The sequence below is a fragment of the Marinobacter sp. genome (assembly GCF_052091845.1).
Lineage (GTDB): Bacteria > Pseudomonadota > Gammaproteobacteria > Pseudomonadales > Oleiphilaceae > Marinobacter.
Map to the genome: position 1 here is coordinate 48,467 of NZ_JBQDCO010000021.1, position 6,455 is coordinate 54,921.

At 54.5% G+C, this 6,455-nt stretch carries 6 protein-coding genes; 2 read left to right on the forward strand and 4 right to left on the reverse strand.

From position 1 onward, the window contains the following. The first annotated feature begins 159 nt into the window (after nucleotides 1-159). Nucleotides 160-1,521, forward strand: coding sequence for an alanine/glycine:cation symporter family protein (locus ACTHYN_RS08755; RefSeq protein WP_441812073.1), 1,362 nt, complete (start codon nucleotides 160-162; stop codon nucleotides 1,519-1,521). Nucleotides 1,522-1,705: 184 nt separating this feature from the next. After that, nucleotides 1,706-2,359: a peroxiredoxin gene (locus ACTHYN_RS08760; protein WP_441812074.1), complete on the forward strand. Its 654-nt coding sequence runs from the start codon at nucleotides 1,706-1,708 to the stop codon at nucleotides 2,357-2,359. Nucleotides 2,360-2,459: 100 nt separating this feature from the next. Here the strand turns inward: ACTHYN_RS08760 and traT are convergent, their stop codons facing one another. The 4 genes from traT to ACTHYN_RS08780 all read right to left on the reverse strand — a co-directional run bounded on the left by traT (nucleotide 2,460) and on the right by ACTHYN_RS08780 (nucleotide 6,162). Continuing rightward, entirely contained in the window at nucleotides 2,460-3,284 is an 825-nt protein-coding gene (gene traT, locus ACTHYN_RS08765) for a complement resistance protein TraT (RefSeq protein ID WP_441812075.1), read from the reverse strand. A 196-nt stretch (nucleotides 3,285-3,480) separates the two neighbouring features. Next, on the reverse strand, nucleotides 3,481-4,263 hold the full coding sequence (locus ACTHYN_RS08770) for a MetQ/NlpA family ABC transporter substrate-binding protein (protein WP_441812076.1): 783 nt from the start codon (nucleotides 4,261-4,263) through the stop codon (nucleotides 3,481-3,483). 226 nt (nucleotides 4,264-4,489) lie between these two features. Continuing rightward, nucleotides 4,490-5,155 (reverse strand): methionine ABC transporter permease, encoded by a 666-nt coding sequence (locus ACTHYN_RS08775; protein ID WP_441812077.1) that lies wholly within the window; start codon nucleotides 5,153-5,155, stop codon nucleotides 4,490-4,492. Then, entirely contained in the window at nucleotides 5,155-6,162 is a 1,008-nt protein-coding gene (locus ACTHYN_RS08780) for a methionine ABC transporter ATP-binding protein (protein WP_441812078.1), read from the reverse strand. Before ACTHYN_RS08780 ends, ACTHYN_RS08775 begins: the two co-directional genes overlap by 1 nt. Nucleotides 6,163-6,455: the final 293 nt, after the last annotated feature.

The window sequence follows — 6,455 nt, forward strand, 5'->3', positions numbered from 1 at the left end:
AGCCGGGTCCTACACTCTAAACATAGGCAATTAGCCCGGAATCCTCCAATTTTCCCGGCACGGCGGTTTACACAGTGTGATATCGGACTAAACTCAATAAGTTATAATCCTCGCGATTGAAACCACACCACTAAACTATGGCACGCACAGGGGACCCCCATGGAAGCCATTGAACATATTCTGGGACAAATCAACGGATTGGTCTGGGGCCCACCCATGCTTGTCCTGATTCTTGGCGTTGGCCTGTTTCTCAGTCTCGGCCTGAAGCTTATGCCCATACTCAAACTCGGTGCTGGCATCCGTTTGATGTGGAGCGGCCGCAGTGCAGCCGGTGTGGAATCCGACGGTGAAATCCCGCCATTTCAGGCGTTAATGACAGCCCTCTCGGCAACCGTGGGCACCGGAAACATTGCCGGCGTGGCTACTGCCGTTTTTCTCGGTGGCCCGGGAGCGCTATTCTGGATGTGGCTGACCGCACTGGTCGGCATGGCCACCAAGTATTCAGAAGCCGTGCTGGCTGTGCGTTTTCGTGAGGTGGATGAGCGTGGTGCCCACGTTGGCGGCCCCATGTATTACATTCGCAACGGCCTTGGTAAAAAATGGGCCTGGCTGGGCATACTGTTTGCCGTTTTCGCAGCCATTGCAGGGTTTGGCATTGGCAATACGGTGCAAGCCAATTCGGTTGCCGACGTGATGGAAGCCACGTTCGGTCTGCCACACTGGATCTCCGGGCTCATTTTAATGGTGCTGGTGGGCCTGGTGCTTATTGGCGGTATCCGCCGCATTGGCCAGGTAGCCAGCGCCCTGGTGCCGCTTATGGCGGTGTCGTACTTGCTGGCCGGTTTGGTTGTGCTGGCCCTGAACGTTGCAGACATTCCGGCTGCCTTTGCACTGATTTTCGAACATGCATTCAGCCCTATCGCTGCAGAGGGTGGTTTTGCCGGTGCAGCGGTTTGGGCCGCCATCCGCTTTGGGGTTGCCCGGGGAATATTCTCCAACGAAGCCGGCCTGGGCTCTGCCCCTATCGCCCATGCCGCAGCACAAACCAAGAACCCGATCAATCAGGGGTTGGTGGCCATGCTGGGCACTTTTATCGACACCATTATTATTTGTACCATCACGGGCCTGGTCATCATTACCTCCGGGGTTTGGACATCTGGAGAGTCTGGCGCCGCACTTACGTCTATGGCGTTCTCCCACGCATTGCCCGGGGTCGGCGATTATGTGGTAGCTATTGCTCTGGCAGTGTTTGCCTTTACAACGCTGCTGGGCTGGTCTTTTTATGGCGAACGGTGCATCGAATTTTTATTCGGCGTGAAAGCCATCGTGCCTTATCGCGTAGCTTGGGTTCTCGCCATTCCCCTTGGCGCCACCGTAAACCTTGGCCTTATCTGGCTGGTTGCCGACACGCTGAACGCCATGATGGCACTGCCCAACCTGATTGCCCTTCTGTTCCTCAGCCCGGTGGTGTTCAAGCTAACCAGGGAACATTTTGAGCGGGAAAAAACCGTGGGGCTGTAAGGCAGAAACTGTGCTAACCGGGGCGACTAAGCCGCCATTGCCGGATGAGGTGCATCAACTAGCCCTTGCAATCGCTTCGTCCAGCACCAATGATTCTCGTATACACGCAGTAAATGAATCCGGCAATCGGCTTGCCGGAACTTCAAACAGTGTTAAAAAAAAGCCGCAAAAAAGGAGAGCAAAAATGAGCTTACGTTTGGGAGATACCGCACCGGACTTTAAACAGGATTCCAGTGAAGGCGAAATTTCGTTTCACGAATGGCTCGGCAATGGCTGGGGTGTGCTGTTTTCGCACCCTGCAGACTTTACACCAGTGTGCACAACGGAACTTGGCCTGACTGCGAAACTCAGAGATGCATTTGCAGAACGCAACGTTAAAGCAATTGCACTGAGCGTAGACCCGGTTGATTCCCACCACGAGTGGATCAAGGATATCAACGAAACCCAGGGCTGCTCCGTGAACTTTCCGATCATCGCAGATCACGACGGCAAGGTGGCTGAGCTATACGACATGATTCACCCCAACGCCGACAGCACTGTGACCGTGCGCTCGCTTTTCGTGATTGACCCGAACAAAAAAGTTCGTCTGATCATCACCTACCCGGCCAGCACCGGTCGCAACTTCAACGAAGTTCTACGGGTGATTGACTCCCTGCAGCTGACCGACGACCACAAGGTCGCCACCCCGGGCAACTGGGAGCGCGGCGGAGACGTGGTCATTGTGCCGTCGCTGCAGGATGAAGACGAAATCAAGCAACGCTTCCCGAAAGGCTATAAGGCGGTGAAGTCTTACCTGCGTATGACACCAGACCCCACGGCTAACTGGAGCGGTGATTAATCACCAGCGCCGGGTACTGAGCGCAGACGATAGTGAATACAAAAAGGCCGGACAACTCTCGTTGCCCGGCCTTTTTGTTGCCTGTTTTTACTCAATAAAATTACATTGGCAACATCTGTGTAACAACCTGCTCAGTGCGCTTCTCTATCTCGGGTAAGGCTTCTTCCTCCGTCATATTCATCTGGTTTGCCCAGACAGACAGGCGAATCCCATGGGGAAAGTAGTTGCTTTTACGTTTGGCGGTAGCAGCACTGGTGTTTCTCTTCGCTGTACCTCCACCAGACGCCATTCGAGAGTTAGCAGCACCCGCCCGGTCAGACGTGCCGCTGCCGGAATCCGTAGCCATATCGAACTCTACAGGCTTACTTTGCCGCTCTTCCAAAACCACATCAATAATCAACGCCCACTCCCGTGGTTTGGAGGCATTGCTGATACCCAGACCCGCGAATCCTCCTGTAGCCGCACCGCCAACGACGCCGGCTACACCGCTGTCTGTCATGTCGGATATGGCGTATCCCGTACCGACACCCACCGCGGCACCAGAAATAACACCCATCGTCCGTGCTGCACCTGCACCACCAGACTCGGGCTCAACTTCGCCAAAGTATCTGGTTGACGCACGCAGCCGATACTTTGCATCGCTCGGATTATTTACAATATTCCAGCCCTGCTCTCTTGCAGACTCTTTCATCAAAGAGAGGAGTTGGATATCACTGTCGGAAATGTTGCGATATGAAATATACACGTTTTTATCGGAATGCGCGGGGGGCTCCAACTGGGGCGGTGGAACAACCCACACGGTGCCGCTGCGGGCATCTGCGTACTTGTTAGCGGTAATACTACCCATTTGTCTTGAAACGGTTGTACAGCCCGAAGCCATAACCACCGCCGCAAGCAGGGTCACTGCAAATCTATAGGTCGCCATAATTTTGTCCCTAAACCAATGACTAAGTATAGGCTGGCATGTTTTCACCAACATAATTCAGACAGAGACACTTATTTTCCGCCTCTTCTCAAAGTAGACCTGAAACACAGGTCGCACAATAAACTGTGTGTTTTTTGATCTGAAGCGGACAATATTCGGGACAATAAATAAAGCCCGGCTCTCGCCGGGCCCCTAATCAGAACGCCGGAACAACGGCACCTTCATACTGCTTCTTGATGAACTCGCGAACGTCGTCTGATTTTAACGCCTTCGCCAGTTTCTTAACGGCTTCGCTGTCTTTGTTATCAGGGCGGGCCACCAGAATATTCACGTAAGGAGACTCGGAACCTTCAATGATCAAAGCATCTTCTGATGGGTTCAGGCCTGCTTCCAGCGCGTAGTTGGTGTTGATCAGAGCCACATCTACCTGGCCGAGAATCCGTGGCAGAGTTGCGGCTTCCAGCTCTTTGAAATCGAGATCTTTGGGGTTGTCTGCAATATCACGGGGCGTTGCAGTGATTTTGCTGTCTTCTTTCAAGGTGATTACCCCGGCTTTTTGCAACAGCAACAAGGCGCGGCCGCCGTTGGTGGGGTCGTTCGGAATGGCAATCACGTCTCCTTTCTCCAGATCATCCAGAGAGTCGATCCTGTTGGAGTATGCTCCAAAGGGTTCAACGTGTACGCCGGTAACGGTCACCAGGTTGGTACCCCGGCCATCGTTGAACTCATCCAGGTACGGCTGGTGCTGGAAGAAGTTGGCGTCCAGACGCTTCTGATCTACCTGAATGTTCGGCTGAACATAGTCGGTAAATACTTTCACATCCAGTTCCACACCTTGTTCCGCCAGCTTAGGCTTCACAAATTCCAACAGTTCGGCGTGGGGTACGGGGGTTGCAGCTACGGACAGCTTTTCAGCGGCTACTGCGCCAGAAAAAACGGATGCAGCCGCCAGGGCTACCAAGGCTTTTTTAAACTTCATCTAGCACTCTCCTATTCGCGTTTATATTCGGATAACAACAGTTTTGTTCATGGCAGCGCCCAGCCTACGCCATGCCTCCCGAAAAACGCCCGTAAATACATCCCTGTAGGGCTCGGTCGCGCCATCCTTGGCGCTCCACGTTTTTCGGGAGGCATGGCGTAGGCTGAGCTTGGTTCTGAGGTGTTTTCAAGAGCGTATTGCCACTAAAAGCTCACTCAGAAACAAACTATTTACGGCTAAAATGCAGAACCAGTCGATCACCGATCATCTGCAGCACCTGCACAAAAATCACCAGAAGGGCCACGGTAATCACCATCACGTCGGTCTGGAACCGTTGATAACCAAAGCGAATTGCCAGATCACCAAGGCCACCGCCGCCGATGACACCAGACATAGCAGCATAAGACACCAGCGTAATCGCGGTTACGGTAATACCTGCGATGATGCCCGGAAGCGCCTCAGGCAGCAAGGCGCCGAAAACGATCTGCCGCACGCTAGCGCCCATGGCTTGGGTGGCTTCGATGATGCCCCGGTCGACTTCGCGCAGGGAGGTCTCAACCAGTCGGGCAAAGAACGGCGCACCGCCTGCCACCAGCGGGGGAATAGCACCGGCCACACCGAGCGAGGTTCCGATCAGCATGACAGTGAACGGTATCATCACAATCAGCAGAATAATGAACGGCACAGACCGCAGCACGTTCACCACAAATGACAGCACGGCGTATGCCACTGGCTGCTCCAGCAACTGGCGTTTACCGGTTAGAAACAACAGCACACCTATGGGCAGACCGGCCAATACGCTGAACAGCAGCGACAGCCCCACCATCACCAGGGTGTCCCAGCTTGCGACGCCAATCTCCGGCCAATCCACGTTACTCAGTAAAGCTTCCATCAGCGCAACACCTCCACGTGAACTTCGGCCTCTTCCAGTGCGCTCATGGCCACAGCCAGATCGCCGCCCACCAAAGACAGGGTTAGCTGCCCGTAAGGCGTGTCTTTAATGTGATCGATACGACCCGCAAGGATGCTGAAATCGACGCCAGAGGCACGGGCTACACTGCCCAGCAACGGCTGGTAGGTGGACTCACCCTTGAAAGTCAGGCGCAGAATACGACCGTTGGCCTTTTGCAGGTCTTCTTGTCTGTCGCGGCTGTCGACACTCTCACTTTCAAGCACAAATTCCCGGGTTGTGGGATGTTGTGGGTGAAGGAAGACATCGCTCACATCGCCCATTTCCACCACACGGCCGCCATCCATTACCGCCACCCGGTCACACACCCGGCGCACCACGTCCATCTCGTGGGTGATGAGCACGATGGTAAGACCCAGCTCTTTGTTAATTTCCGCCAGCAGGCGCAACACCGATTGGGTCGTTTGCGGGTCCAGGGCACTTGTGGCTTCGTCACATAATAAAATGGTGGGCCTGCAGGCCAGGGCGCGGGCAATGCCCACGCGCTGCTTCTGGCCGCCGGATAGCTGCGACGGGTATTTATCGGCTTGATCCACAAGGCTCACGCGGGCCAGCAGTTCGTGTACCCGGTCCCGGATTTCCGCTTTGGAATAGATGCCCGCCAGCTTCATGGGGAAGGCAATGTTGTCCGCTACGGTTTTGGAAGACAGCAGATTGAAGTGCTGAAAGATCATGCCGACTTTGCGGCGAAAGGCTCGCAGCTCTGCGGCGCTGTATCGGGTGATATTCTCGTCATCAATCAGAATATCGCCGCCGGTGGCAGGCTCCAGCAGGTTGATCAGCCGGACCAGGGTGGATTTCCCCGCCCCGGAATGCCCGACAATGCCGAACACCTCGCCGGTTTCTATGGTCATATCAGTAGGATGAAGCGCGGGGATCGCCCGGCCGCCCACCTGATACGACTTCTGTACCTGGTTAAATACAATCACGGTCAGCGCCTTGTGGGTGCAGGTTTAAAGCCGGCGATTATAAACTATTCAGCGGCCAAACCCGAACCCACAAAACAACTGGGACACTCATACAGCCAGGTCAGGTGCGAAAAGGTCAGGTTCTGCCAAAAAACAATACTTCTAAAACCCAAAAAGCCGGGCTATCAGTGCCCGGCTTTTTGGGTTCAAAGTGTCAGATCAATGCAGCGCCCGCAGTTGGCGGGGATACAAAGCCGCACTCACTTCAGGTTCTTCCAGAAGATCGGCAAGCTCAAGATCCACATCGCTTTCTT